Origin of the sequence: Pseudolabrys sp. Root1462, assembly GCF_001426945.1 — a bacterium.
Lineage (GTDB): Bacteria > Pseudomonadota > Alphaproteobacteria > Rhizobiales > Xanthobacteraceae > Pseudolabrys.
The window spans coordinates 613,115-640,073 of the sequence record NZ_LMFS01000003.1; the positions used below are offsets into that span (position 1 = coordinate 613,115).

Here is a 26,959-nt window from a genome sequence, read left to right on the forward strand (position 1 = left end):
GCACCCTCTCCCCGCACGCGGGGAGAGGGGAAAAAGCCATGACCCTCAACGCGCTCCTGTTTCAGGCTCTCAACGGCCTCTCCACGGCGTCCGGGCTGTTCTTCATCGCGGCCGGTCTGTCGCTGATCTTCGGCGTCACCCGCATCGTCAATATCGCGCACGGGTCCCTCTATATGTTGGGGACCTATATCGCCTATTCACTGGCGACCAAGATCGGCGGCGCGTTCGGCTTCTGGGGCGGCATCGTTCTCACCGCGCTCATCGTCGGCGTCATCGGCGCGCTGATCGAGATCGTGCTGCTGCGCAGGATCTATCGCGCACCCGAACTGTTTCAGTTGCTGGCGACCTTCGCGCTGGTACTCGTCATCAATGACGCCACCCTGTGGCTGTGGGGACCGGAAGATCTGCTCGGACCGCGCGCGCCGGGGCTCGCCGGCGCCGTCGAGATCTTCGGCCGCCGCCTCCCGAGCTACGATCTGTTCCTCATCTTCATCGCGCCCGCGGTGCTGATCGTGCTGCACTTCGCGCTGGCGAAAACCCGTTTCGGCCGGCTGATGCGCGCCGCCACGCAGGACCGCGAGATGGTCGGCGCGCTTGGCGTCAATCAGGCCGTTCTGTTCACCTCGGTCTTTGCGCTCGGCGCGCTGCTCGCCGGGCTCGGCGGCGCGTTGCAGGTCGCGCGCGAGCCGGCCAACCTGGCGACAGACCTCGTCGCCATCGGCGATGCCTTCGTCGTCGTCGTCGTCGGCGGCATGGGTTCGATCACCGGCGCCTATCTCGCGGCCATCATCATCGCCGAGGTCAAGGCGCTGTGCATCGCCATCGGCGTCGTCAATCTCGGCTTCGTCACCGTGAACTTCTCCAAATTCACGCTGGTCGCCGAATTCATCGTCATGGCCATCGTCCTGATCGCGCGGCCTTACGGCCTGCTCGGCAAGCCGCAGGGCGTGGTGCGCTCGGTCGCCGAGCCGGAAGCTCCGATCCGTCCGGCGACGCCCATGCTCAAGGTGCTCGGCGCCGTCGTCCTGGTGCTGCTGCTGGCGCTGCCGCTGCTGGCGCAGACCTCGCCCTACGTCCTGGTGCTGGCGACCGACGTGCTGATCGCGGTGATCTTCGCCACGTCGCTGCACTTCATCATGGGGCCGGGCGGCATGCACTCCTTTGGTCATGCCGCCTATTTCGGGCTTGGCGCCTATGGCGCGGCGCTGCTGGTGAAGCTCGCCGGCTTCCCGATGCTGGCGGCGCTGTTCACCGCGCCGCTGGTCGCGCTTCTCGGTGCGCTGCTGTTCGGCTGGTTCGCGGTCCGCCTGTCCGGCGTCTACCTCGCCATGCTGACGCTGGCCTTCGCGCAGATCGTCTGGGCCCTGGTGTTCCAGTGGGAGGGCTTCACCGGCGGCTCCAACGGCGTGATCGGCGTCTGGCCGGCGGCGCCGTTCAACAAGTCGTGGGCCTATTTCCTGCTGGCGCTGGCCTTCACGGTCATCGCCATCCTGGTACTGCGCCGCTTCCTGTTCGCGCCGTTCGGCTATGCCATGCGGGCGGGGCGGGATTCGCCATTGCGTGCCGAGGCCATCGGCATCGACGTCAAACGCATTCACTGGCTCGGCTTCGCCATTGCCGGCTGCGTCTGCGGCATCGCCGGCGGCCTGTTCGCCTTCGCCAAGGGTTCGATCTCGCCGGAGGCGATCAGCGTCAGCCGCTCGATCGACGGTCTTGTCATGGTGTTGCTCGGTGGCATCCAGACCTTGGTCGGGCCGATCGTCGGCGCCTCGGTCTATGCCGTCTTGCAGGACACGGTGATGCGGCAGACTGAATACTGGCGCGCACTGCTAGGTGTCATCATTCTCGTGCTGGTGCTGGCGTTCCCGCAGGGCATCGCCGGCGCCTTGTCGGCGCTGTCGCGCAAGCTCGGCCGCAAACCGGGAGGCGCCGCATGAGCGTGCTCTCGGTCAGGTCGCTGTCCAAGACCTTCGGCGGCGTCCATGCCGTGAACGACGTGTCGTTCGACATCGGCAAGGGCGAATTCCTGGCGTTGATCGGGCCGAACGGCGCCGGCAAATCGACCACCTTCAACATGATCAACGGCCAACTGACGCCGGACTCCGGCGATATTCTCATTGGCGACAAGTCCATCGCCGGCATGGCGCCGCGCGACATCTGGCGGCTCGGCGTCGGCCGTACCTTTCAGGTGGCGGCGACTTTCGGTTCGATGACCGTGGTCGAGAACGTGCAGATGGCGCTGATCTCGCATGCACGCGGAATTCTCGGCCTGTGGCGGCCGGCGGCCTCGCTTCACCGCGAGCGCGCGCTCGAACTGCTGGCGCAGGTCGGCATGGCGGATGCCGCCGACCGGCCGAGCCGCGAACTCGCCTACGGCGACGTCAAGCGCATCGAACTTGCCATTGCGCTGGCCAACGATCCGCAGCTTCTGTTGATGGACGAACCAACCGCCGGCATGGCGCCGCGCGAGCGCAACGATCTCATCAAGCTGGTCAAGGCGCTGGTGGTCGAGCGCGGCATTTCGGTGCTGTTCACCGAACATTCGATGGACGTGGTGTTCTCATACGCCGACCGCATCATCGTGCTGGCGCGGGGCAGGCTGATAGCCGATGGCAATGCCGCCGCGATCCGCGACAATGCCAAGGTGCGGGAAGTGTATTTCGGCACCGGCAAGACCTTCCAGGAGACAGCGTCATGAACGACGCCATGCTCTCGGTCGCAGGGCTGCAGGCCTGGTATGGCGCGGCGCAGATACTGCACGACGTATCGTTCAATGTCGGGCGCGGCGAAGTCGTGGCGCTGATGGGCCGCAATGGCGCTGGCAAGACCACGACCATGAAGGCGCTGATGGGGCTGGTGTCGCGGCGCGGCGCGCTGCGTTTCAACGGCGCGGATATCGCCGGCCTGCGGCCGTTCGAGATCGCGCGGCTGGGCCTTGGTTTCACGCCGGAGGACCGCCGCATCTTCTCCGAACTGACGGTTCTGGAAAATCTCGACATCGGCCGTCAACCGCCGCGCCAGTTCGCCGACGGCGCGGCCGCGCCGGTGTGGACGCCGGAGCGGCTGTTTGCGCTGTTTCCGAACCTGGGCGAAATGCCGAACCGGCCCGGCGGCCGCATGAGCGGCGGCGAGCAGCAGATGCTGACGGTCGCGCGCACGCTGATGGGTAATCCGCTGCTGGTGCTGCTGGATGAACCGTCCGAGGGCGTGGCGCCGCTGATCGTCGAGCAGATGGCCAACACCATCATCGAGCTGAAGAAAGAAGGGCTGTCGATCCTGCTGTCCGAGCAGAACATCCATTTCGCGCGGCTGGTGTCGGACCGGGTCTATGTGCTGGAGAAGGGCGAGATACACTGGCAGGGCACGATGGCCGAATTGGCCGGTAATCTCGAAGTGCAGCGGGCTTACCTGACCGTTTGAGTCAATTTGGCGGTAAAAAGACTTTCGCTTAAGCCGTTTCCCGGTCATGATTCACGAGGGCCATCGCGGGCCCCAGGTGATGGTCCTTTTAAAAGCGGTTTGGGGAATGGCGCGCAGCAAACTCAATGTCGCCGGCGTGGCCGAGGAAACGTCAAACGGCGGCTACCGGCTCGATGAGCAGGTCGGCTTCCTGATGCGCATTGCCATGCAGCGTCATACCTCGATCTTCACCGCGAACATGATCGAGGGACTGACGCAGACGCAATTTGCCGCGCTCGCCAAGTTGTATGAGACCGGTCCGTCGTCGCAGAACCAGCTCGGCCGGCTGATCTATCTCGACGCCGCGACCATCAAGGGCGTGGTCGATCGCTTGAACGTTCGCGGCTTCGTCACCGCGCTGAGCGATCCGAAGGATCGCCGGCGCCGCGCGGTAACGCTGACCGACGAAGGCCGCCGTGTCACCGAGGCGGCGATGAAGGTCGCGGGAAAGATCACGACGCAGACCCTGGGGCCGCTGACCGCGTCCGAACAGCGCACGATCGCGGCGCTGCTCAAGAAGCTGGGCTGAGCAGTTCGCTCAGAAGCCGTAAAGCTTCGCCGGATTGTCGACCAGAATCTTCTGCCGGGTTTTCTCGTCCGGCACCCAGTCGAGCAGCATGTCGAGCGTCCAGGCGTCCTTCGGCGTCTTGGCGCCCGCCATCGGATAGGGCCAGTTCGACGCCCACAGTCCGCGGTCCGGCGCGGCCTTGACCAAGAGCTTCGCCAGTTTGCCGACATCGTCGTAGTAAGGCGGGCCGAGCTTCGAGGTCTCGTAAGGCGCGGCGAGCTTGTACCAGACCTTGCCGGTCTCCAGCATGCGCAGCAGGGCCTTGAAGCCGGGATGATCCGGCTCGACCGGCTCGAGGAATTTACCCTGGTGATCGATGGTCACGGTGGTCGGCAGCGCCTTGAGCCGCGCTTCGTGATCGGCCAGGTCGCGGCCGTCGCATTGGAAGTTGATGGTCCAGCCGAACGGCGCCACGCGCGCCGCCATCGTCTCGAGCAGCGACAGCGGCAGCGGCGCGCCGGCCAGCATGAAGAAGCGGATGCCGCGCACCCCCAGCTTGGTCAGGCGATCGAGTTCTTCGTCGGTCACGGTGTCATCGACCACGACGATGCCGCGGGCGCGCGGCCCCATCTCTTCCATGCACTTGAGCAGCAGGCGGTTGTCCTTGCCGTAAGCGGAAGCCTGCACCAACACGGTGCGCTCAATGCCGACCCTCTTGCACATCGCCATGTAGTCGGCGAGCGAAGCGTCGGGCGGCGTCACCACGGCGGTCGGCGCGGTCGGGTAATGCGAATCGTAAATGTGGATATGGCAGTCGCAGGTGCCGGCTGGCGCCTTCAACTGCGGCACGCTGTCGTCGCTCATCGACGGATTCCCTTGAACGTTTCCCGAAACTCTTTATGACATCTTGCAGATGGCTCGAAGGCGCTGCGGCGTCACCGGAAGGGTGGCGATCGCGCCCGGCCGCTGCAGGGCATCATCTATAGCAGAGGCGATTGCCGCGCCAACAGGGTTGGTACCGCCTTCGCCGGCGCCCTTGAGGCCGAGCGGATTGAGCGGGCTCGGGGCGTCTTCGGTGATCAGGATCGAGGATGCCGGCACTTCGCGCGCCGTCGGCATCAGATAGTCGGCGAAGGTGACGGACAATGGCTCGCCGGCTTCGTCATAAAGGAATTCCTCGTACAGCGCGCCGCCGATACCCTGCGCCAGGCCGCCGGCGATCTGGCCTTCGACAAGCGTCGGGTTCACCGCGCGGCCGACATCGTAGGCCATCACGTATTTTTCGATGGTGACGCCGCCGGTCTCGGCATCGACGCGGACCGCCGCGACATGGACGCCGTAGGGGTAGACCATGTGCTTCGATTCGAATGAATCCTCGGCGATGAGTTCGCCCGGCCTCGCCATCGCCAGTTCGACAAGCTTCATCGATGGACCGGCGCCATCGGCGCGCACGATCTCGCCATCGACGATGTCGAGCTGGGCCGCGTCGGTTTGCATCAGCCCGGCGGCGTGCATCAGCGCCTTCGTCCGCAATTTGTCGGCCGCGCGGCGCGTGGCTTCTCCGGTCATCACGGTGACGCGCGAGGCAAAGGCGCCGAGGCCGCGACCGATACGATCGGTCTGGCCGTGCACGACATTGATCGCGGCGTAATCGACGCCGAGCGTTTCGGCGCAGATCTGCGCCATGGCCGTCTCGATGCCCTGGCCGACCGAGGCCGCGCCGGTGACGAGTTCGATGCCACCGTCGGGCTTGACCTCGAGGCGCACATCGTCGAACGGGCCAAGGCCGCTCTTCTCGACGAACATGGCCACGCCGGCGCCGATCAGTTCGCCGTTGGCGCGGCGTTTGGCGATCTCCTTCTGCAGCTTCGGCCAGCCGGCGCGTTCCAGCGCCTTGTCGAGCAGCAGGGCGTAGTCGCCGGAGTCGTAGACGATGTGGGTGCCGAGCGTTTCGAGATTGAGCGCATAGGGCATCGCGCTTTTCGGCAGTAGGTTGCGCTTGCGGATCTCGACCTTGTCGACGCCGACACTGGCGGCGATGGCGTCGATCAGGCGTTCGCGCACGAAGGTGGATTCATAGCGGCCTGGCGCGCGATAGGTGCCGCACGGCGTCTTGTTGGTGAGACGGATGTGGCCGGTGGCGCGATAGGCCGGCACCCGGTAGGGCCCGGGCAGCATCGCCGCGGCGAGGTCCGGCACGGTCGCCGCGTGGGTGCGCATATAGGCGCCGTTGTCGTGAAAGAACTCGTCGTCGATGGCGAGGATGCGGCCCTGGCGATCGATGGCGGCGCGGATCCGGTGTGTCTGCTGGCGCGAGTGATTGGCGCTGATCAGATGCTCGCGGCGGTCCTCGATCCACTTGATCGGCTTCCTGAAATGCAACGCGGCCGCACAGACAATGACGTCCTCGGGATAGATTTCGCCGCGAATGCCGAAGCCGCCGCCGACGTGACCCTCGAAGAGCTGGAAGTCGTCGCGCGTGCGGCCGAGCATGCGGCCCATGGTGTCGCGGTTCCAGTGCGGCACCTTGGCGGCGCCATGCATCTCCAGCCGGCCAAGCGCTTCGTTGTAGTAGCCGATGGCGCCGCGAGTCTCGAGCGGCACGCCGGAATGGCGGCCGACCGACAGCTCGAGCGTGATGGTGGAATCGGCTGCCTTGAACGCGGCCTCGACGTCGCCGTAGCTTTTGACGATGACGCTCGGCTCGGTGTTCTGCGTCTCGTCGAACGGTCCGGGCTCGTCGGTCGCCTTCATCACCGGCGCCAGCGGCTCGATATCGAGTTCGATCGTCTCGGCGGCGTCCTCGGCGAGGTACGCGTCATCGGCGAACACGACGGCGACCGGCTCGCCGACATAGCGCACATAATCGCTCGCCAGCACGCGCTGCTGATAGGGCTCCAGCTCGACGAGGCCGGTGAGGCGGAACGGGATCGGCGGAATATGCGCGACGTCGGCAAAGGTCCACACCGCATGGACGCCCGCCATGGCGAGCGCGGCCGTGGCGTCGATGCTTTTGAGCCTTCCATGCGCGATGGGCGAGCGCACGACGCGCATCGCCCACTGCCCGGGGAAATTGACGTCGGCGGCAAAGCGGCCCTGACCGGTCAGCAGCGGCCGGTCCTCCAGCCGCGGCACCGAGCGGCCGATGAATTTCTTTTTTGGTTCAGCCATGGCGGCGCGCCGGCTTCACTTCCGCATTTCCTGCGCCGCGGCGCGCACGGACTTGATGATGTTCTGATAGCCGGTGCAGCGGCACAGGTTCGACGACAGCACGTCGATCAGATCCTCGTCGCTGATGTCGGGTTCGCGTTCCAGGACACCGACCGCCAGCATGAGAAAGCCGGGGGTGCAGAAGCCGCACTGCAGGCCGTGATTGTCCATGAACGCCTGCTGCATCGGATGCAACGTGTCGCCGTCGGCGAGACCTTCCACGGTGCGGATCTTCTTGCCCTCGGCCTGCACCGCGAACATCAAACAGGAACGTACCGGCGCATCGTCGACGATGACGGTGCAGGCGCCGCAGACGCCGTGCTCACAGCCGATATGCGTGCCGGTCTGGCCGCAGTCCTCGCGGATGGCGTCAGCCAGGGTGCGGCGCGGCTCGACCGATATCGCGTGGTCCTTGCCGTTGATAGTCAGCGTGAGGGCGGTCTTTTCGCTCATGGTGCTCTCTCGGCGTTGCGCAGCAGCGCGCGGATGCGCTGCGGGGTTGCCGGAATGGTGTCGATTTCGACATTGAACGGCGTCAGCGCATCATTGATGGCGTTGACGATGGCGGCCGGCGGCCCGATCGTGCCGCCTTCGCCGAGGCCCTTGGCCTTGGTAATGGACTGCGTCGATGGCGTTTCCATGTGGTGCAGTTCGATCGGCGGCACTTCATGCGCAGTCGGCGGCATGTAATCGGCGAGATTGGCGGTGAGGATCGCGCCGCTGTCGTCGTAGACGATCTCTTCGAGCAGGGCGTTGCCGATGCCCTGCACGACGCCGCCATGCACCTGACCGTCGGCGATCATCGGATTGATGATGCGGCCGGCGTCTTCCGCGACCAGATAGCGCTCGATCCTGACGTGGCCGGTCTCGGGATCGAGCCGCACGATGGCGACGTGGCAGGCATTCGAGAAAGTGCCCGGCGGATCGTAGGTGCCGCTCTCGGAGAGGCCGGGTTCGATCTCGCCCTTGAAGCGATGCGTCTGCGTATAGGCTTCACGCGCCATCGCCGCGATGGAGACTTCGCGGTCGGTGCCGGCGACCTTGGCCTTGCCGTCCGCAAGCACGATGTCGGTCTCGGCCGCTTCCAGCATGTGGCCGGCGATCTTCAGAAGCTTGGCGCGGATCTTCCGCGACGCGATCAAGGTCGCGCCGCCGGAAATCACCAGCGAGCGTGACGCAAAGGTGCCCCAACCGTAGGGCGCTGTGTCGGTGTCGCCATGAACGACCTTGATCATCCCCGGTGGCACGCCGATCTCGTCGGCGATGATCTGCGCCAGCGTGGTGCGCAGGCCCTGGCCGTGCGGCGAGGAGCCGATGCGCGCCTCGACGAAGCCGGATGGGTCGACCGTGACATGCACCGTCTCCCAGCCCGGCGTGATCGCCATGCCGCGTGCCGCGAAGGCCGGCGAGCCATAGCCGGTGCGCTCGGAGAAGGTTGCAAAGCCGATGCCGAGATATTCGCCCTTCTCGCGCGCCAGTTGCTGGCGGGCGCGGAACGCCGGCACGTTGATGGCCTCGACCGCCATCTCCATGGTCTGGCGATAGCTCGCTTCGTCGTATTCGAGACCCGTCGCCGACTTGTAGGGAAACGTCGTAATCAGGTTGCGGCGGCGAATATCGATGCAATCGATGGCGAAGGCCTTGGCTGCCTTGTCCATCAGCCGTTCGAGCGTGAAAGTGATCACCGGGCGCGACACACCGCGATAGGCGGCCATGGTGCAGGTGTTGGTCAGCGCGCCGCGCGCGACGCACTGATACTGCTGCACATCATAGGGGCCCGGCATCTCCGCCATCGCCATCAGCGGCTCGACGCCGGAGGTGGTGGGGAAGCACGAATAGGCGCCGACATTCGACAAGACGTCGGCGCGCAGCGCCAGCAGCTTCGCATCCTTGTCGAAGGCGCCTTCCAAAGCGATGTACTGGTCGCGCGAGTGGAACGAGGCGATCAGGTTCTCGCGGCGGTCCTCGGTCCAGCCGACCGACGACTTCAGGTGCCGCGCCAGCCACGTCACCAGCACATATTCGGCGCATAGCGACATCTTCTGGCCGAAGCCGCCGCCGACATCGGGCGCGACGACGCGCAGGTCGCTTTCCGGCATGCCGAGACAGTCGGCGATCGCCGTACGCATCAAATGCGGCATTTGCGTCGTGCAATGCAGCGTGATGCGGCCGGTGATGGAATCATACGCCGCGTGCGCCGCGCGCGCTTCCATCGGCGTGGCGTTCTGCCGGTTGGAGCGGGCGTCGATCTTCACGATTTTCGCCGCACCCGCCCAGACCTCGTCGAAGCCGGGCGTCTTCACTTCGCCCTTGAGGATGACGTTGCCCGGCGCCTCGGCATGGATCTGCCGTGCCCCGTCGGCGACGGCGGCGCGGCTGTCGACCAACGGCAACGCGTCTTCGATCTCGATCTCGACGAGATCGGCGATGTCCTCGGCCTCTTCCTCGCTCGCCGCCACCACGGCGGCGATCGCCTCACCGACGAAGCGGACTTCGCCGTCGGCAAGGATCGGCTGGCCGACCGGTCGGTAACTGAATTTGTGCAGCATCGGCGTGATCTTCTTCACGCCTTTGATGTCGGCGGCGGTGATCACCATGGCGTCATCCGGCGCGGTGATGCCCTTGATCGTGCCCGCGGCATTGGGGCTGCGCACGAAGCGCACCCAGTGCGCGGCCGGCAGGTCGGCGGTGAAGCGGCCTTTGCCGCGCACCAGAGCCGGATCTTCCAGCCGGCGAATCGAGCGGCCGACCCACTTCATGCCATCGCCGCCGGAGCCTTTGGTATGCGCGGTCATGTGAGTGAATGCTCGAGCGCGCGGCGTACCACGACGCGCACCAGATCGCGGCGATAGTCGGCGTCGGTCTGGTGATCAACGAGCGGTTCGATGGCGCGGCTCGCCGCTTCGCCGGCGGCGCGGAAGGCGGCGTCACCGGCTGCCTTGCCGTTGAGCTCTGCTTCCGCCTCCGGGATGCGGCGCGGCGAAGCCTCGGCGCCGCCGAGGCCGACGCGCGCGTCGACGATCTTGCCGCCATCGAGCCGGTAGGTAACGAGCGAAGCGGACATGGCGAAGTCGCCGGCACGGCGGCTGAATTCGTAGAAGCCGAACCTCGCGTCAGCCGGCAGCAGCGGCAGGCGCACCTCGGCAAGCAGTTCGTCTTCTTTGAGGTGCGTGGACATGATGCCGTCGAAGAATTCGGCGGCCTTAATCTCGCGCGTTCCATTGATGCTTTTTGCCACCATCACGGCATCGAGCGTCGCCGCGGTCAGACACCATTCCGACGACGGGTCGGCATGCGCGAGGCTGCCGCAGAACGTGCCGCGCATGCGGATCGGATAATGCGCGATGTGCCGCGCCACATAAGCGAGCAGGGCGCCGAGCGGATTGCCGGTCACCGGCTTGTGGAAGGCGGCGTGCCGGACGCGGGCGCCGATCGTCAGCGCCTTGCCGTCGTCGGCGATCTTGTCGAGGCCTTCGACCTCGTTGATGTCCACCAGATGCGCCGGCTTGGCGAGCCGGAACGCCATGATCGGCACCAGGCTCTGCCCTCCGGCCAGAATGCGGCCGTCATCGCCGGCGACGTCGGCCAGGATTTTCAGGGCCTCGTCGAGGCTGCGCGGGACATGGCGGACGAAGGGCGCGGGCTTCATGCGGCGTCGTTCCTGCACGCGCGCGGGACCCGGAAAACAGGCCGTCCGTCCGGGATCGCGCGCTCCGAGATTGTGTGTATGCTAACGATCTCGGTTCGTCGGAGTCAACGGTATGCTTCCGCGGAAGCGGCGTCAGGGCTTTGTCGGCTTGGCGTGCGTCCGCACGACCGTGTCCGGAGTGCCGTCACCGTTCACATCCTGGGTACTGATCGACGCGCCGCGCTTCCTCGGTTTCGGCTTGGGCGGCGCGACGACGACTGTGTCGGGCGTGCCGTCGCCGTCGATATCCTGGCTGTCCATCGTCACGCCGCCGGACGGGCTGTTCTTCTTGACCCCGGTCTTGCGCACGACGTGATGCTTCGATTTGGGCCCCGGCCTGGCCTCGGCCATGGGCGCGACGATCAGACCCATCGAGATGAGGCAGGCAAGAGCGAGGAAATCCGTTTTCATCGATCCAGCGTCCGTTTGCGTTACTTGCGGCCGCGGAAGTGCGGCTTCCGCTTTTCCATGAAGGCGCGCACGCCTTCGGCATAGTCGGGCGACATCACGGCCTCGCGCTGCAGATCCCGCTCGAGGTCCAGTTGTTCATCGAGCGAGTTGGTCGCCGAAGCGTCCAGCGCGCGCTTGATCAGTGCCAGTCCCTGCGTCGGCGCGGTGGCGAAATGCTGGCATGTGCGGATCGCTTCCGGCATCAGGTCCTTGTCGTTGAGGCAACGCCAGATCATGCCCCATTCGGCCGCGCGTTCGGCGGACACCTGTTGCGCGATCAGCATCAGCGCGCGAGCGCGCGCGTCGCCGATCAGCCGGGGCAAAATATAGGTGCCGCCGGAATCGGGCACGAGGCCGATGCGGGCGAAGGATTGCGTGAAACTGGCCGACTGCGCGGCGATGACGATATCGCAGGCCAGCGCAATGTTGACGCCGGCGCCGGCGGCGACGCCATTGACGGCGGCGACGACCGGGAAGGGCAGGGCACGAAGTTTGCGCACCAGCGGATTGTAATATTTCTCCAGCGACTCGCGCGGCACCGGCTTTTCGCCCGGTTTCAGCAGCCGGTCGCTGAGATCCTGCCCGGCGCAGAAGCCACGGCCCGCGCCGGTGATCAGAAGCGCGCGGCAGTCCTCATCCGCTTCCGCTTCATCGATCGCGGCACGCAATTCCTCGTGCATCGCATCGTTGAAGGCATTGAGCCGCTCCGGCCGGTTGAGCGTGACGATACGAAAGCCGGCTTCGCGCGTGACCAGGATGGATGGTTCGGACATGGAAAGCCTGCGAACGGAGAAACGCGTTTATCGCTTGAGGAATCGGTCGAGTACAGCGGTTTCCCGCTTTTCTCCGGCAACATCCGCGGCGATGTTTTCATAGAGCCTCGCGGCGGCCGACAGCATTTCGCTTTCCGGCCGATCGCTGCCGACGAAAGCGGCGATCTCGTCGAGTTCGGCGACCCAGCGATAGGCCTTGCCGTACATGCCAGGCACTGCGCGCTCGAAATAGGTCAGCAGTTCGCGCTGGCTATCGGCGAGTTCGGCGCGCAGGGCCTCGGCGGAACCGCCGCGCGTCGCCGCGAGCATCATCGTGGCGCCAAGCGCGGTCAGGCCTTTGGTGATGCCGGCATAGGACATCTTCAGCGCCGACGCCGCGGTGAGCGGACCATCGAGCGGGCGAACAATAAGGCCGTAGTCGTTCAGTGTCGTCATGTCCCCGGCGCGCGGACCGGACACGTAGAACTTCGTCGCCGTTGAGCCCGGCTTGGGCGGCGGACCGATGATGCCGGCGTCGATGAAGCCACATCCGGTCGGTGCAATGATATCGGCCACCGCCTGCGCCGTCGGCGGCGAAACGGCGTTGCAATCCACGTAGATGGTCTTGCGCGGCGCGGCGGCGAGCGCCGGCGCCAGCCGCTCGGCCAGCGCCACGGCCTCGCCCGGCGGCAGGATCGTAAGGACGAAGTCGGCTTCCGCCAGTGCCCGGTCATCCGCGTCGCGCATGCCGGCCTCGGTCGCCCGTTTGACGCTGGCCGGGCTGCGGCCGGCGAGCGAGGTGAGAACCGTGACGCCTTTGGCCGTGAGACATTGGGCGACGCCGGCCCCCATGGCGCCTGCGGCAATAATGGCAATGGTCGGCGGCATCGATTGTCCTTCTGATCGGCTGCGGGATCGCGAGGGGCGTGAGGCGTTCTACGGCGGCAGCGACCCTTGCGCCATGGATGTTAAGCCTCGCCACAACTGGAATTATAGTTCAACCGGGCCGCCCGCCAAACCGCGATAGCATCAGCAAGCCGTAGACGGTTCGGCGGAAATTCAGCTAGGCTGTCCGGCGAAAGCAAAATGGTCCGAAGTGACCAAAGGGGAGGAATTAAAATGCGTAACGCGCTCCTGGCGGCCACTGCCGTCGCTCTGCTGGCGGCTCAGCCCGCGCTGGCACAGCAAAAATCGATCAAAATCGGCTTCGTCTCGACCTTCAGCGGTCCGACGGCGGTGATCGGCAACGACATGCGCAATTCGTTCGAACTGGCGCTCGATCACATGGGCCGCAAGATGGGCGGCATCCCGGTCGAGGTCATCTACGAAGACGACGCGCAGAAGCCCGATGTCGGCAAGCAGAAGACCGAGAAGCTGATCGAAAGCGACAAGGTCGATTTCATCACCGGCTATATCTGGTCGAACGTGATGCTCGCCGCGCTTAAGCCGGCCGTCGATTCCAAGACCTTCATCATCAGCGCCAATGCCGGGCCGTCGCAGATCGCCGGCGAATTGTGCTCGCCGTATTTCTTCTCGACCTCGTGGCAGAACGACCAGACGCCGCAGGCCATGGGCCTCTACATGAATCAGAAGAACGTGAAGAGCGTCTTCCTGATCGGCCCGAACTATGCCGCCGGCAAGGACATGCTGGCGGGCGTCGCCTCGACCTTCAAGGGCAAGGTGGTTGGCCAGGAACTCACGACGTGGCCATCGCAGCTCGACTTCTCCGCCGAACTGGCCAAGGCCAAGGCTTCCGGCGCTGAATCGATCTTCGTGTTCTATCCCGGCGCCGCCGGCGTGCAGTTCCTCAACCAGTATGCCGCGTCCGGTCTCAAGGGCTCGGTGCCGCTCTACACCGCCTTCACCATCGACGAACTGTCGCTGCCGCTGCAGAAGGACAATGCGATCGGCGTGCCGGGCGCGCAGGAGTGGGTCAACGACCTGCCGAACGAGCAGAACAAGAAGTTCGTTGCCGACTACCGCAAGAAGTACACCGGCTTGCGCCCGACCTATTACGGCGCCCAGGCTTACGACGCGGCGCAGCTCATCAACTCGGCCGTCGTCGCCACCAAGGGCAACCTGTCGGACAAGGCGGCTGTGCAGAAGGCCATGGAAAAGGCCGACTTCAAGTCGCTGCGCGGCGGCTTCAAGTTCGGCAACAATCACTTCCCGATCCAGAACTTCTACCTGCAGGACGTGGTCAAGGACGCCGACGGCCAGCTCTCGCTGAAGACCGTCGCGACCATCGTCAAGGACGACCAGGACCGCTTCCACGACAAGTGCCCGATGAAGTAAGCGGCACGGCCAAACGGCAAAGCGGCGGAAGCGCGAGCGTTTCCGCCGTTTTGTTTTATAGTGGCTGCCTCACGATCGATCACCGAGGACCATGACCCTTTTCATCGAGCAATGCCTCAACGGCCTGCAATTCGGCCTGCTGCTGTTCATGCTGGCGGCCGGATTGACGCTGGTGTTCGGCATCATGGATCTGGTAAATCTGGCGCATGGCTCGCTCTACATGGTTGGCGCCTATTTCGCGGCGACCTTCACCGCCTTCACCGGCAGTTTCGTGCTCGGCGCCGTGCTGGCGCTGCTCGCGACCCTGCTCGTCGGCATGGTGGTGGAGGTTGTCGCCATGCGCCGGCTGTACGGCCGGGATCACCTCGACCACGTGCTCGGCACCTTCGGCCTCATCCTGTTCTTCAATGAGAGCGTTCGTCTGATCTGGGGCCCGGCCGGCCTGGCGTTGCCCCTGCCAGCCTGGCTGCAGCAGCCGATCTCGATCCTCGGCTTTCAGTATTCGGCCTACAAGTTCTCGATCATCGTGGTGTCGCTGATCGTCGCCGGTGGCCTCTACGCGCTGGTGATGCGCACGCGTATCGGCATGCTGATCCGCGCCGGCGCCTCCAACCGCGAAATGGTCGGCGCGCTCGGCGTCAACATCAAGCTGCTCTATACGCTGGTGTTCGGCCTCGGTGCGGCGCTCGCCGGCCTGGCCGGGTTGATGCAGGCGCCGATCCTTACCGTCCAGATCGGCATGGGCGAGAACATCCTGATCCTTGCCTTCGTCATCACCGTGATCGGCGGCATCGGCTCAATCCGCGGCGCGCTGGTCGCGGCGCTGCTGGTCGGCTTCATCGACACGCTCGGCCGCTCTTATCTGCCGGACATGCTGCGCGAGGTGCTCAGCCCGGCGGCGGCCTCGACCTTGGCGCCGGCGCTGTCGTCCATGCTGATCTACCTGCTGATGGCGATCGTCCTCATCGTGAAGCCCGAAGGCCTGTTCTCGGCGGGGCAGCGCTGATGCCGCCGCTCACGTTTCGCAACGTCCTCGTTGCCGTCCTGCTGATCGCGCTGGTGCTGCTGCCGGTCTATTCGCACCTCGCCGGCGACCGCTTCGCACTGACGCTGTTTACCCGCATCGTCATCATGGCGCTCGCGGCCGTCAGTCTCAATCTGATCCTCGGCTTCGGCGGCATGATGAGCTTCGGCCACGCCGTTTACCTCGGCATCGGCGGTTATGCGGTCGGCGCGCTGGCCAATGAAGGCGTCTATAGCGGCTTTGTCCAATGGCCGGTGGTGATCCTCGCCTCGGCGCTGTTCGCGCTGGTGATCGGCGCGCTCAGTCTGCGCACGCGCGGCGTCTATTTCATCATGATCACGCTCGCCTTCGCGCAGATGGCCTATTACATCTTCGCCGGCATCGCCCGCTACGGCGGCGACGACGGCCTCACGATTTACAAGCGCAGCCAGTTCGTCGACCCGCTGAACCTGTCGAACAAGACGCAGTTCTATTATGTCTGCCTGACGATCCTGTTCGCGGCGATCTATCTCGTCTACCGGCTGATCAATTCCCGCTTCGGCATGGTCCTGCAGGGCGTGCGCTCGAACGAAGTGCGCATGCGCGCCGTCGGTTTCCCGACCTATCGCTACAAGCTGACCGCCTTCGTCATCGCCGGCGTGCTGTGCGGCCTGTCGGGCGCGCTGCTCGCCAACCAGGCCGACTTCGTTTCGCCATCGGTGATGTACTGGACGCGTTCCGGCGACCTCATCATCATGGTCGTCCTTGGCGGCATGGGCACCGTGGTCGGCCCGGTGATGGGCGCCATCGCGCTGTTGGTGCTCGAAGAGGTGCTGTCGGGTTTCACCGAATATTGGCAGATCATCCTCGGGCCGCTGCTGCTCCTGGTCGTGCTGTTCGCCCGCGGCGGCATCGACGGTCTCCTCGGCATGTTGAGCGAACGCTTCCCGGCGCGGAGGCCGTCATGAGCTCGCCGCTGCTCGAGGTCAGCCATCTCGCCAAGCGGTTCGGCGGCATCGTCGCCACCGACGATGTCTCCTTCGCCATCCCCCAAGGCGAGTTGCACGCGCTGATCGGACCGAACGGCGCCGGCAAGACCACGCTCATCGCGCAGTTGTCGGGCTCGCTGTTCGCCGACAGCGGAGCGATCCAATTTGCCGGCGCCGACATCACCCGCCTGCCGATGCAGAAGCGCAGCCATATCGGGCTGGCGCGATCGTTCCAGATCACGTCGCTGTTTCTCGATCTCAGCGTGCTCGACAATGTCGCCCTCGCGGTGCAGGCGCATGCCGGGCACTCCTTCTCGTTCTGGCGTCCGGCGCGTTCCGATGCGGCCTTGCGCGAGCCGGCGCTTGCGGCGCTGGCCCGCGTCGGTCTCATCGACCGCGCCGACCGGCTGACCGCCGCGCTCAGCCACGGCGAACACCGCCTGCTTGAACTGGCCATGGCGCTCGCCGGCAAGCCCCGGCTGCTGCTGCTCGATGAGCCGATGGCCGGGCTCGGCCCGGAGGAATCCGCGCGCATGGTCGGAATGCTGCGGGCGCTGAAGCGCGATTTCACCATTCTGCTGGTCGAGCACGACATGGAAGCGGTGTTCGCGCTCGCTGACCGCATATCCGTTCTGGTCTATGGCCGCATCATCGCCTCCGGTTCGCCGGACGACATCCGCGCCAACGGACAGGTGCGCGAGGCTTACCTCGGCGACGCGGAGGTGGCTCATGCCTGACGCCATCCTCCAGCTTGACGGGGTCGAGACCTGCTACGGCCAGAGTCAGGTGTTGTTCGGCGTCGGCTTATCCATTGCGCCGGGCGAGATGGTCACGCTCATGGGCCGCAACGGCATGGGCAAGACCACCAGCGTGCGCTCGATCATGGGGCTCACTATGGCGCGCGCCGGCTCGATCAAATTCATGGGCGAGGAAATCCGCGGGCTGCCGGCCTATCGCATCGCCCAGCGCGGCATCGGCCTGGTGCCGGAAGGCCGCCAGATCTTCCCCAATCTCACGGTGCGGGAAAATCTCGTCGCCACCGCCGTCGCGCGTGATGGCGGTGAATGGACGCTGGAGCGGGTGTTCGATCTGTTTCCGCGTCTTGCCGAGCGCACCAGCAGCATGGGCAACCAGCTCTCGGGCGGCGAACAGCAGATGCTCGCGGTCGGCCGCGCGCTGATGACCAATCCGCGCCTGCTCATTCTCGACGAAGCCGCCGAAGGCCTCGCGCCGCTGATCCGCCAGGAAATCTGGAATTGTCTCGCTCGGCTCAAGCAGTCCGGCCTGTCGGTCATGGTGATCGACAAGAATGTCGGCGCGCTGCTGCGCGTCGCCGATCGCCACTTCATGATCGAGCGCGGTCGCGTCGTGTGGTCGGGGCTGTCGGCGGAGCTCGCCGCCAACACCGACGTGCAGCATCGGTATTTGGGAGTCTGATCTATTCAGCCGGCTGAATGCTCGGCGCTTCCGGTCCGCGCGGCCTGCGCTTGATGAAGCTCGGCATGCCGCCGCCGAGCCGGTGATGCAGCCGGTCGAGCCAGAGATAAATCACCGGCGTCGTGTACAGCGTCAGGATCTGCGACACGATCAGCCCGCCGATGATGGTGATGCCGAGCGGGCGCCGCAGCTCCGAACCCGGACCGCTGGCGACGATCAGGGGCACCGCGCCGAGAATGGCCGCGAGCGTCGTCATCAGGATGGGGCGGAAGCGGGCGAGGCACGCCTCGTAGATCGCCTGCACCGGCGGCAGACCGCGCACGCGCTCTCCCTCCAGCGCGAAATCCACCATCATGATGCCGTTCTTCTTGACGATGCCGATCAGCAGGACAATGCCGATGAAGGCAATCACCGTCAGCTCGGCGCCGGACACCTGCAGCGCCAGCAGCGCGCCGAGCCCGGCCGAGGGCAGCGTCGATATGATCGTCAGCGGGTGCACCAGGCTCTCGTACAGCACGCCGAGCACGATATAGACGGCGATCAGTGCCGACAGCAGCAGCAATGGCTGCGCGCCGGCGCTTTGCCGGAACGCCTTCACGTCGCCGGCAAAATCCGTGCGGATCGAATCCGGCATGTGCATCTCCGCGACCGCTTGCGTCAGCGCGGCGGTGGCATCGGCGATCGGCACGCCTTCCTTGATGTTGTAGGTAATGGTCACCGAGGGAAACTGGCCCTGGTGGTTCACCACCAGCGGGGCGATGCCGCGCTCGATGGTCGCTACCGCAGACAGCGGGATCTGGGCGTTGTTGTTGCCCGGCACATAGAGCGTCGACAGATCGGTGGGGTCGCGCCGGAACTGGGGCGCCACTTCAAGGATCACGCGATACTGGTTGCGCTGCGTGTAGATGGTCGAGACCTGGCGCTGCGAATAGGAGTTATTCAGCGCGCTGTCGATGTCCTGAATGCTGACGCCAAGACGCGCGGCAGCGGCGCGATCGATCTTGACGTTGACCTGCAGGCCGCCCTGTTCGCGATCGGTGGTGACGTCGGTGAGGTCCGGAATCTTCTGGGCCCGGTCCACCACCTTCGGTACCCAGGCCTGCAGCGCGTCAATATCGGCGCTCCACAGCGTGAATTGATAGGACGAGTCGCTTGAACGCGCACCTGCGCGCAAATCCTGCGCCGGCACGAGGAAGACGCGCAGCCCTGGGATCTGGCTGATGCGGTTGCGCAGCCGCGTGATCACCGCTTGGGTCGGCATGTTGCCGCGCTCCTCGAGCGGTTTGAGACTGATGAACAGGCGGCCGCGATTGACCGAGGCGTTGAAACCGGAAGCGCCAACGGAGGAGCCGACGCCGGCGACGGCGGGATCGGCCAGCACCACATCCAGAGCCTGAAGTTGCAGCTTCTCCATGGCGTCATAGGAGATGTCGGTGGAAGCCTGGGTGCCACCGAACACGAGGCCGGTATCGTCCTGCGGGAAGTAGCCCTTCGGTGTCTTGATGAAGAGGCCGACCGTCAGCACGATGGTGGCGAAGAACACGATCAGCGTCAGGCCGCGATGAGCGAGCACGAACAGAAGCGTACGGTCGTAGAACCGCACCATGATCGACAGCACGCCCTCGACGCGGCGGTCCAGCCAGGTCTCGCTCTTGTCGGGCAGTTTGCGCACGAAATAGGCGCAGATCATCGGCGTTACCGACAGCGACACCACCGTGGAGACGGCGATGGAGAAGGCGAGCGTCACCGAAAATTCGCGGAACAGCCGGCCGACGATGCCGCCCATGAAAAGGAGCGGGATGAAGGCCGCGATCAGCGACACCGAGATCGACACCACGGTGAACGAGATTTGCCGCGCGCCCATCATCGCCGCGCGGAGCGGCCGGTGACCCTGCTCCATGAAGCGGAACATGTTCTCGATCATGACGATGGCATCGTCCACGACGAAGCCGATCGAGACCGCCAGCGCCATCAGCGACAGGTTGTCGATGGAAAAGCCGGCGAGCCACATCGCGCCGCAGGTGCCGGCGAGGCACAGCGGCACGGTGACGCCGGCGGCGATGGTCGCGGCGCCGCGGCGCAGAAACAGGAACACCACCAGCATCACCAGCACCGCCGAGGCGGCAAGGGTGAGCTGCATGTCCTCGACGCTGGCGCGGATGGTCTGGGTGCGGTCGGTCAGGACGTGGATGTCGAGGCCGGCCGGGATCCACTGCTTGAGCTCCGGCAACAGCGCGTAGATGCGGTCGACGGTGTCGATGACGTTGGCGTCGCCCTGCTTGGTGATGATCAGCAGCACCGACGGGTCGCGGTTGTACCAGCCGGCGGAGCGGGTGTTGCGCACGCTCGGCGTTATCTTGGCGACGTCGGACAGCCGAACCACATTGCCGTCAACGGTCTTCACCACCAGCGAATCGTATTCGGGCGCCTGACGCAGCTGATCGTTGATGCCGACCGTGACCGAGCGTTGCGGGCCGTCGAACGAGCCGAGCGGACCCTGGGCATTGGAATTGCGGATGGCGTTGCGTATCTGCTCCAGCGTCACGCCCATGCCGGCGATGCGATCCGGATCGACGCGGACGCGGATGGCCGGCTGTTCGGAACCGGCGACGCTGACCTCGGCGACGCCTTCGACCTGACTGAGCCGTTGCGCGACGACGGTGTCGGCGGCGTCGTAGATGGCGCTGCCCGGCAGGTTCTTGGACGTGAGCGCCAGAATGAGGATCGGCGCCGCGGCCGGATTGGCCTTGCGGAACGTCGGCACTGACGGCAGGTCGCTGGGCAGGTCGCTCAGTGCGGCGTTGATCGCCGCCTGCACGTCGCGCGCCGCGGAATCGGCGTTACGCGACAGGTCGAACTGCACGTTGATGCGGCTCGAGCCTTGCGAACTAGTCGAGGTAAGTTCGGTGACCCCGGAGATTTCGCCCAGCCGTCGCTCGAGCGGCGCGGCGACGGTTGCCGCCATGGTGTTCGGATCGGCGCCCGGATAGGAGGCGGACACGCTGATGGTCGGGAACGACACGCTGGGCAGGCTGGAGACCGGCAGGAAGTCGTAGGCGACGGCGCCGGTAAGGAAGAGCCCGATCGCCAAGAGCGTGGTGCCGATAGGCCGCCGGATGAAGGGCCATGAAAAATTCATGGCGTTACTCCGCCGGTTGCGCGGCGCGGCGCGGGCGGCCGGGCGACAGATAAGCGCGCAACTGCTCCATGTAGAGATAGATGACCGGCGTCGTGTACAACGTCAGCAACTGGCTGAGCAGCAGGCCGCCCACGATGGTGATGCCGAGCGGATTGCGCAGTTCCGAGCCGGTGCCTGATTCCAGCGCCAGCGGCAGCGCGCCGAACAGCGCGGCGAGGGTCGTCATCATGATCGGACGGAAGCGCAGCATCGCTGCCTGCACGATCGACTGCTCCGGACTCATGCCCTGCTCACGCTCGGCCTCGAGCGCGAAGTCGATCATCAGAATGGCGTTCTTCTTCACGATGCCCATCAGCAGCACGATGCCGATCAGCGCGATCACGCTGAGGTCGTAGCCGAACAGCATCAGCGCCAAGAGAGCGCCGACGCCGGCCGACGGCAAGGTCGAGAGAATCGTCAGCGGGTGGATGAAGCTCTCGTACAGCACGCCGAGCACGATGTAGATCGCGATGACGGCGGCGAGGATCAGCCACGGCTCGCCGGCCAGCGATTTGGCGAACTCGGCCGCGTCGCCGGAATAGCTGCCGGACACCGATGACGGCATGCCGAGATTGCGCTCCGCCGCGCTGATGACCTGCACTGCGTCGCTCAGGGCATAACCCGGCGCGAGGTCGAAGCTGATGGTCACCGAAGGGAATTGCTCCTGATGCGCGATCGCCAGCGGCGCCGAGGTGCGCTCGAACCGCGCGAAGGCCGCGAGCGGCACCTGGTTGGAGCTGGTCACCGCGTTCGGCGTCGCCGAGGTGTTGGTATTGGTGACGCTGGTCGATGTGTTGCTGGTGGTCGAAGTCGTTCCGGTCGAGGTGGTGGCGCCGGTGACGTAGATCTTCGACAGGGCGCTCGGGTCCTGCTGATAGCGCGGCTGCGCTTCGAGGATGACGCGATACTGGTTGGCCTGGCCGTAGATCGTCGAAATCTGGCGCTGGCCGAAGGCGTCGTAAAGCGTGTCGGTGACGCTCTGCATCGACACGCCGAGCCGGCCGGCCTTTTCACGGTCCACGTTGACCATGATGCGCGGCCCGCCCTCCTGGGCTTCGGAAGCGACTTCCCGCATCACCGGATTGGTGCGCAGATTGTTCGCGAGCTTGTCGGCCCACTGCGTCACTTCCGCCGCGTCGCTGCCGGTCAACGTATATTGATACTGGGCGCGGCTGGACCGCGTCGAAATCTGGATGTCCTGCGTCGCCTGGAAATAGACGGTCATGCCGGGAATATCGGCGACCTTGCCTTTCAGGCGCTGGATGATGGCCGCCACCAGATCCGAACGCTCGCTGCGCGGCTTCAGGCTGATCGTCAGCCGGCCGGCATTGGGCGTCGCGTTGACGGTCGAGACGCCGATCACCGAGGCGACGCTGGCGACGTCGGGATCGGCGCGCATGATGGCTTCGACCTGCGCCTGGCGCCGCGTCATTTCATCGAACGAGACGTCGGTGCCGGCCTCGGTCACGGCGGTGATCTGCCCGGTGTCCTGCAACGGCAGGAAGCCCTTCGGCATCACCACGTAGAGCGCCAGCGTAGCCGCCAATGTCAGGAACGTGACCAGCAAGGTGGCGCGGCGGCGGAGCAGCACCCATTCCAGGCTCTTGCGATAGGCCTCGATGGTGCGGTCGGTATAATCGGAGAAACGCTGCGTCAGTCTGTTGCCGGCCCCTTCCTCTTCGCGGCGGAGCAGTTTGGCGCACATCATCGGCGTCAGCGTCAGCGAAACGATGGCCGAGGCGACGACCGCGATGGTGAGCGTCAGGGCGAATTCGCGGAACATGCGGCCGACCAGGCCGGTCATGAACAGCAGCGGGATGAACACCGCGATCAGCGACAAGGTCAGCGAAATGACGGTGAAGCCGATTTCCTTGGCGCCCTTGAGCGCGGCCTCGAGCGGACTTTCGCCGTCCTCGATGTGCCGCACGATGTTCTCGATCATGACGATGGCGTCGTCGACGACAAAGCCGGTGCCGATGGTCAGCGCCATCAGCGACAGGTTGTCGAGCGAGAAGCCGGCGAAATACATGACGCCGAAGGTGGCGACCAGCGACAGCGGCAGCGCCACGCCGGCGATGATGGTGGCGCGGATGGTGCGCAGGAACACAAATACGACCAGCACGACCAGCGCGATCGAAAGCACCAAGGTGAACTGCACGTCGTGGATCGAGGAGCGGATCGTCTCGGTGCGGTCGGTGACCACGGTGAGCTGGGCGCCCGCCGGCAAGGTGCGCTGCAGGCGCGGCAGTTCCTGTCGGACGCGCTGCACAGTCTCGATGACATTGGCGCCGGGCTGGCGCTGGACGTCGATGACGATGGCCGGCTTGCCGTGATAGGTGGCACCGACCTTGTCGTTCTCCAGGCCGTCGATGACGTCGGCGATGTCGGACAGCAGGACCGGCGCACTGTTGCGATAAGCGACGACCGTGTTGCGGTAGGCCTGCGCGCTGGCGAGCTGATCGTTGGCGGCGATGGTGTAGGATTGCTGCGCGCCGTCGAGCGCGCCCTTGGCTCCTGCGACATTGGCGCTCACGATGGCCGAGCGTAGATCTTCGAGCGCGATGCCATAGGCGGCGAGCCGCGACAGATCGGCCTGGATGCGCACCGCCGGCTTGATGCCGCCCTGCACCGAGACACGGCCGACGCCGGACACTTCCGACAGCCGCGGCGCCAGGATGGTGTTGGCGAGGTCCGACAGCTCGCGCAACGCGATATTGTCCGAGCGGATGGCGAGCGTGATGATCGGCGTGTCGGCCGGATTCACCTTCGAGTAGACCGGCGGGTAGGGCAGGTTGGCGGGAAGCGTCGAGCGCGCGGCGCTGATTTGCGACTGCACGTCCTGAGCTGCGCCGTCGATGTCGCGGTCGAGATCGAACTGCAGCGTGATCTGGCTGATGCCGAACGAACTCGACGACGTCATCGTCTGGAGCGACGGAATCTGGCCGAAGCTTCGCTCTAGCGGAGCGGTGACCAGCGCCGCCACGGTGTCGGGGTTGGCGCCCGGCAGTTGCGTCGTCACCTGCACGGTCGGGAAATCGACTTGCGGCAGCGCCGACACCGGAAGCCACCAGTAGCCGAGCGCGCCGGCGAGCATCACCGCAACACCGAGCAGGGAAGTGGCGATCGGCCGATGGATGAAGGGTGAGGAGACGCTCATTGTTTCACGTCATTCCGGGGCGGCCCGCAGGGCCGAACCCGGAATCCAGAGGCATCGTCGCGCCCCGGAATGACCAGATGTGATCTGAAAGGCCGCGTCATTGCTGCCGGTTCGGTCGCTGCTGCCCGTTCGCCCCTGCTGCACCGTTCTGTCGCTGGCCGCGTTGACGCGGCGCATTCGTTGCCGGTGCCGGCGTCGCGTCACCCGTGCTGACTTTGACCTTGCTGCCGTCGGTGAGACGCGCGAAGCCGGTGGTCACCACTTGCTCCGGCGGCGTCAGCCCGCTCTTCACGACCGTCTGCGTCTCGTCCTGCTTCTGGACCACGATCGGCCGCATCGTCACGGCGTCGTCCTTGATCACATAGACGAAGGTTCCGTTCGGGCCGCGCTGCACCGCGCCGGTCGGGATCGTCACGACGTGTTTGAGCGTGTCGACCAGCAGCCGGACATTGACGAACTGGCCGGGCCACAATTGCAGAGACGTATTGGGAAACTCGGCCTTCATCTTGACCGTGCCGGTCGTCGGATCGACCTGGTTGTCGACCACGGTCAGTTTGCCCTTGTCGATCACGGCGTCGGTGTCCGAGCGCTGCGCATCGACTTCCAGCGGAGCCTTGGCGAAGGCGTTGTTGACGCTCTGCAGGTCCTGCTGAGGAATATTGAACTGAACCGCGATCGGCTTAACCTGGGTGATCACGACGATGCCGGTGGAGTCCGAAGCGTGGACGATGTTGCCTTCGTCGACCTGCCGGATGCCGGTGCGGCCGTCGAGCGGCGCCCGGATCGTCGTATAGGCGAGCGTCGCCTGCGCGCTCTCGACGGATGCCTGGTCCGATTGCACCTGCGCCGTATATTGCGCCACCAGCGAACGCTGCGTGTCGGCCTGCTGCTTGTTGATGGCGTTGGTGGCGGCGAGCTGCTCGTAACGCGCTAGATCGTTCTTGGCGTTCGAGAGCAGCGCTTCGTCCTGTGCCTTCTTGGCGATCGCCTGGTCGAGCGTGGCTTGAAAGGTGGTCGGATCGATCTGCGCCAGCACGTCGCCCTTCTTGACGTCCTGGCCTTCCTGGAACTTGACGCTCAGCAGCTTGCCATCGACCTGCGGACGGACGGTGACGGTGTTGAGCGCCCGCGCGGTGCCGACGGCATCGAGATAGACGGGCACGTCGGAAAATTGCGCATTGGCCGCGAGCACGGGCGTCGGACCCTCGCCGGCGAAGAAACGGCCGCGCCGCTGTTGCTGCTGCCCCGACGTGCCGAATGCATAATAAAGCGCCGCGGCGATGCCGATCAGCACGACCAGATAGATTCCATAGCGCGGCCAAAGCGACCGTGGTCGCTTCGGCGACGCGACGACCTCCTTGTGCAAGTCCTTCTGTGGAATATTAACGTTCATTGGTGGTGACTTCGGCTATCCGAGGTTTGGGCGACCAGCCGCCGCCGAGCGCCTGATACAGACTGACGATGGCCTGCATGCGCGAAAGACGCGCCTGCACCAGCGAATCCTGTGCCGTAAACAAGGTCTGCTGCGTCTGCAGCACCGTGACGAGATCGATCGTGCCCTCGCGCAGGCGCTGCTCCGCAATATCGAAGGCGCTCTGCGAGGCGGTCACCACCGCGCGCTGCAACTGCTCGCTCTGGGCTGTGGTGCGAACCGCGCTGAGTGCCGTCTCGACATCGGAGAAGCCGGAAATCACCGACTTGCGATAGTTCTGCAGCAATTCGTCCTGGCGGCCTTTCTGCAGGTCGACATTGCCGAGCAGACGGCCACCTTCGAAGATCGGCTGGGTCAAACCGCCGGCGGCACTGAAAATCACCGACTCCGGCCGTGTCAGCAACTTGAACACCGAACTCTGATAGCCGCCTTCGCCGGTGAGCGTAATGCTCGGCAGAAGCTGGGCGCGTGCGCTGTAGACATTGGCGTTGGCGGCGGCGAGCTGCGCCTCCGCCTCGCGGATGTCTGGACGCTGCGTCAGCAGTTCGGACGGCAGGCCAGGAGTCACGCGCGGCACCGCGATCGAATTGAGCGAGCCGCCGCGGACGTTGACCCGCTCGGGCGAGCGCGCCATCAGCACCGCGAGCGCATTACGGAACTGCACGACGGTTTGTTCAAGCGGCGGAATGGCGGCGCGCTGCGTGGCCACCAGGCTCTCCTGCTGCGACACTTCGAGTGCGGAGGCGGTGCCGGCATTGACGCGCTGGCGGATAAGGCTGAGGACGCGCTCCGCCGCCGCCAGATTGCTGCGGGCAACGCGCAGCCGGTCCTGGGCTGCCAGCACCTGGAAATAGGAATTCGCGGCGGTCGCGATGGTGGACAGCGTCACGACTTCACGGTCGAACCGGCTGGCGACGGCGGTCTGCTCGAGCGCCCGCAGGGCCGCGCGGTTCTTGCCCCAGAAGTCGATCTCGTAGCTTGCCGACAGCGAGGCGGTCAGCGTGTTCGAAACCCTGAAGCCGCTGTTGTCGACAAAGGCCGCGCCGTTGCCGAGGCCGGTGGTTTTCGACGCCTGGCTGCGCGCGGCGTCGCCGTTGAAGTCGATCGCCGGCAGCAGCGCCGCGCCGGCGACCCGCGAATTAGCGTCCGCCTGGATGACGCGGGAGATGGCGGCGGCAATGTCGAGATTGGACTCACGCGCTTGTTCGACAATTTCGGTCAATTCGCGCGAGCGAAAGCCGCGCCACCAGTCGAGCTTGGGCAGGGCTGCTTCAGCAATCTGCGGATTGGCCGAAGACCGCGTATAGCGGGCGGGAATATCGAGGCCGGGCTCCGGCTGGTCGGTGAGCAGACAGCCGCCCAGAGTCAGTGTCAGGCCCGTTCCAAGAAGCATCATGGATA

At 65.4% G+C, this 26,959-nt stretch carries 21 protein-coding genes; 9 read left to right on the forward strand and 12 right to left on the reverse strand.

The annotated features are described in order from the left end of the window. The first annotated feature begins 38 nt into the window (after window positions 1–38). The 4 genes from ASD45_RS19670 to ASD45_RS19685 all read left to right on the forward strand — a co-directional run bounded on the left by ASD45_RS19670 (window position 39) and on the right by ASD45_RS19685 (window position 3,988). Window positions 39–1,937 (forward strand): ABC transporter permease, encoded by a 1,899-nt coding sequence (locus ASD45_RS19670; protein WP_056913354.1) that lies wholly within the window; start codon window positions 39–41, stop codon window positions 1,935–1,937. After that, complete coding sequence (locus tag ASD45_RS19675) at window positions 1,934–2,698, forward strand: ABC transporter ATP-binding protein (protein ID WP_056913355.1); 765 nt, start codon at window positions 1,934–1,936, stop codon at window positions 2,696–2,698. Before ASD45_RS19670 ends, ASD45_RS19675 begins: the two co-directional genes overlap by 4 nt. Beyond that, window positions 2,695–3,420, forward strand: a complete 726-nt coding sequence (locus ASD45_RS19680; RefSeq protein ID WP_056913356.1) for an ABC transporter ATP-binding protein — start codon at window positions 2,695–2,697, stop codon at window positions 3,418–3,420. Before ASD45_RS19675 ends, ASD45_RS19680 begins: the two co-directional genes overlap by 4 nt. Window positions 3,421–3,526: 106 nt before the next feature. Beyond that, window positions 3,527–3,988: a MarR family transcriptional regulator gene (locus tag ASD45_RS19685; RefSeq protein WP_056913357.1), complete on the forward strand. Its 462-nt coding sequence runs from the start codon at window positions 3,527–3,529 to the stop codon at window positions 3,986–3,988. Between the two features lie 9 nt (window positions 3,989–3,997). Here the strand turns inward: ASD45_RS19685 and ASD45_RS19690 are convergent, their stop codons facing one another. The 8 genes from ASD45_RS19690 to ASD45_RS19725 form a co-directional block, all read right to left on the reverse strand. Then, window positions 3,998–4,831, reverse strand: a complete 834-nt coding sequence (locus tag ASD45_RS19690) for an amidohydrolase family protein (RefSeq protein ID WP_056913358.1) — start codon at window positions 4,829–4,831, stop codon at window positions 3,998–4,000. Between the two features lie 33 nt (window positions 4,832–4,864). Continuing rightward, window positions 4,865–7,138, reverse strand: coding sequence for a xanthine dehydrogenase family protein molybdopterin-binding subunit (locus ASD45_RS19695; RefSeq protein WP_056913359.1), 2,274 nt, complete (start codon window positions 7,136–7,138; stop codon window positions 4,865–4,867). Between the two features lie 15 nt (window positions 7,139–7,153). Beyond that, the gene (locus tag ASD45_RS19700) at window positions 7,154–7,630 is read right to left on the reverse strand and encodes a (2Fe-2S)-binding protein (RefSeq protein ID WP_056913360.1); all 477 of its coding nucleotides are present in this window, start codon (window positions 7,628–7,630) and stop codon (window positions 7,154–7,156) included. After that, window positions 7,627–9,972, reverse strand: coding sequence for a xanthine dehydrogenase family protein molybdopterin-binding subunit (locus tag ASD45_RS19705; protein WP_056913361.1), 2,346 nt, complete (start codon window positions 9,970–9,972; stop codon window positions 7,627–7,629). Before ASD45_RS19705 ends, ASD45_RS19700 begins: the two co-directional genes overlap by 4 nt. Further along, window positions 9,969–10,826 carry an FAD binding domain-containing protein gene (locus ASD45_RS19710; protein WP_056913362.1) on the reverse strand — a complete coding sequence of 286 codons (858 nt, stop codon included), beginning with the start codon at window positions 10,824–10,826 and terminating at the stop codon, window positions 9,969–9,971. The genes ASD45_RS19705 and ASD45_RS19710 overlap by 4 nt, the downstream gene beginning before the upstream one ends. A 132-nt stretch (window positions 10,827–10,958) precedes the next feature. Beyond that, complete coding sequence (locus ASD45_RS19715; protein ID WP_056913363.1) at window positions 10,959–11,276, reverse strand: VCBS repeat-containing protein; 318 nt, start codon at window positions 11,274–11,276, stop codon at window positions 10,959–10,961. Between the two features lie 20 nt (window positions 11,277–11,296). Beyond that, window positions 11,297–12,088, reverse strand: coding sequence for a 2-(1,2-epoxy-1,2-dihydrophenyl)acetyl-CoA isomerase PaaG (paaG, locus tag ASD45_RS19720; protein WP_056913364.1), 792 nt, complete (start codon window positions 12,086–12,088; stop codon window positions 11,297–11,299). Window positions 12,089–12,115: 27 nt separating this feature from the next. Further along, a complete protein-coding gene (locus ASD45_RS19725) occupies window positions 12,116–12,955 on the reverse strand; it encodes an NAD(P)-dependent oxidoreductase (RefSeq protein WP_056913365.1) in 840 nt (279 codons plus the stop codon). Window positions 12,956–13,186: 231 nt separating this feature from the next. Here ASD45_RS19725 and ASD45_RS19730 point away from each other — a divergent pair, with 231 nt between their 5' ends. The 5 genes from ASD45_RS19730 to ASD45_RS19750 all read left to right on the forward strand — a co-directional run bounded on the left by ASD45_RS19730 (window position 13,187) and on the right by ASD45_RS19750 (window position 17,791). Then, window positions 13,187–14,362 carry an ABC transporter substrate-binding protein gene (locus ASD45_RS19730; protein ID WP_056913366.1) on the forward strand — a complete coding sequence of 392 codons (1,176 nt, stop codon included), beginning with the start codon at window positions 13,187–13,189 and terminating at the stop codon, window positions 14,360–14,362. Between the two features lie 91 nt (window positions 14,363–14,453). Continuing rightward, window positions 14,454–15,368, forward strand: coding sequence for a branched-chain amino acid ABC transporter permease (locus tag ASD45_RS19735; protein WP_056913367.1), 915 nt, complete (start codon window positions 14,454–14,456; stop codon window positions 15,366–15,368). Then, window positions 15,368–16,333 carry a branched-chain amino acid ABC transporter permease gene (locus ASD45_RS19740; RefSeq protein WP_056913368.1) on the forward strand — a complete coding sequence of 322 codons (966 nt, stop codon included), beginning with the start codon at window positions 15,368–15,370 and terminating at the stop codon, window positions 16,331–16,333. Before ASD45_RS19735 ends, ASD45_RS19740 begins: the two co-directional genes overlap by 1 nt. Beyond that, complete coding sequence (locus tag ASD45_RS19745; protein ID WP_056913369.1) at window positions 16,330–17,091, forward strand: ABC transporter ATP-binding protein; 762 nt, start codon at window positions 16,330–16,332, stop codon at window positions 17,089–17,091. The genes ASD45_RS19740 and ASD45_RS19745 overlap by 4 nt, the downstream gene beginning before the upstream one ends. Further along, the gene (locus tag ASD45_RS19750; protein ID WP_056913370.1) at window positions 17,084–17,791 is read left to right on the forward strand and encodes an ABC transporter ATP-binding protein; all 708 of its coding nucleotides are present in this window, start codon (window positions 17,084–17,086) and stop codon (window positions 17,789–17,791) included. The genes ASD45_RS19745 and ASD45_RS19750 overlap by 8 nt, the downstream gene beginning before the upstream one ends. A gap of 1 nt (window position 17,792) precedes the next feature. Here ASD45_RS19750 and ASD45_RS19755 read toward each other — a convergent pair whose 3' ends face one another. The 4 genes from ASD45_RS19755 to ASD45_RS19770 form a co-directional block, all read right to left on the reverse strand. Further along, the gene (locus ASD45_RS19755; protein WP_082541050.1) at window positions 17,793–20,930 is read right to left on the reverse strand and encodes an efflux RND transporter permease subunit; all 3,138 of its coding nucleotides are present in this window, start codon (window positions 20,928–20,930) and stop codon (window positions 17,793–17,795) included. Between the two features lie 4 nt (window positions 20,931–20,934). After that, entirely contained in the window at window positions 20,935–24,126 is a 3,192-nt protein-coding gene (locus ASD45_RS19760; protein ID WP_082541051.1) for an efflux RND transporter permease subunit, read from the reverse strand. A 97-nt stretch (window positions 24,127–24,223) separates the two neighbouring features. Next, the gene (locus ASD45_RS19765) at window positions 24,224–25,519 is read right to left on the reverse strand and encodes an efflux RND transporter periplasmic adaptor subunit (protein WP_082541052.1); all 1,296 of its coding nucleotides are present in this window, start codon (window positions 25,517–25,519) and stop codon (window positions 24,224–24,226) included. After that, on the reverse strand, window positions 25,509–26,954 hold the full coding sequence (locus ASD45_RS19770; RefSeq protein ID WP_056913372.1) for an efflux transporter outer membrane subunit: 1,446 nt from the start codon (window positions 26,952–26,954) through the stop codon (window positions 25,509–25,511). The genes ASD45_RS19765 and ASD45_RS19770 overlap by 11 nt, the downstream gene beginning before the upstream one ends. Between the last annotated feature and the right edge of the window lie 5 nt (window positions 26,955–26,959).